Origin of the sequence: Prevotella sp. OH937_COT-195, assembly GCF_003932845.1 — a bacterium.
In the GTDB taxonomy this organism is placed as follows: domain Bacteria; phylum Bacteroidota; class Bacteroidia; order Bacteroidales; family Bacteroidaceae; genus Prevotella.
In genome coordinates this window covers 1-952 of record NZ_RQZH01000082.1, presented here as the reverse complement: position 1 = coordinate 952, position 952 = coordinate 1, and the positions used below count along the sequence as shown (strand labels likewise).

Below are 952 nucleotides of genomic sequence, written 5' to 3'. Positions count from 1 at the left end.
ATACGTTTGTGACTGAATTCGTCAAAATCCGCTTTCTTTGGAATGTATTTTCTGATGAGTCTGTTTGCGTTTTCGACACTTCCTTTCTGCCATGAAGCGTATGAATCTGCGAAATATACCACGACTCTGTCTTTCCCTTTGACGCTGGGTTTCTTTGATATTTCAAGGTGTGCCGCGAATTCACATCCGTTGTCTGTGGTGATGGTCTTCAATGATTCCCTGTATGGGAAGAGCGGACAGCACACGACCCGGGACGTTGGCAAGGCCTTGCGTCCGTGTTCGAGTTTCTCCATGAGTATGAAGTTTGTGGAACGTTCTGTGAGCGTCAGAATCGCATGGCCGTATGAATCCGCCATTGTATCCGTTTCCCAATCTCCGAAACGCGTACCGTCGGCCTCTGCGGGGCGTTCATGTATGCTGACCCTGTCGGCAATATTGGTGGCTTTGGTGGGGCGTATGGCTTTGCATCTTCTTGTATATTTGAGTTCGTGCGGCAGGTGTGGGCGCAATTTGCCGGTGATATCCGCATGGACATGATTGTATATGGTCTGCCTGACGATGTGTATTCCTTCTTTACGCAGAACACCGGCAATCTGTGAGGGAGACCAATCCTCCGTCAATATCATTTGATCTATACGCCGCCATAGTTCAGGAGGCTTTCGATGGTTGCCTTCAAGACCGTGACGACGACCGTCACATTTGCGCCGGGCGTTCAGCCAAACATACTCTCCGGAAGCGTTACCGTTCCTCCGTATTTCCCTGATCACCGTAGAGGGGTGAGCATTTATTTCTCTTGCGATGCGACTTTTGCTCCGACATCGTTTGATTCCAAGGTAAACTTCGTACCTTTGTTCCGAGGTTAAATGATTGGACATACAATACAAAGTTAATTAATCTTAGGGAGACTCAGGTCTCCTTTCTTCTTTTTTTGTATTGCCGTCGGACGCTCCCG

The 952-nt window shown here is 48.5% G+C and carries 1 protein-coding gene; it reads right to left on the bottom strand.

The window, feature by feature from the left end:
- On the bottom strand, positions 1–875 hold an 875-nt coding region (locus EII32_RS11320), incomplete at its 3' end, for an IS30 family transposase (RefSeq protein WP_125235468.1).
- Positions 876–952: the final 77 nt, after the last annotated feature.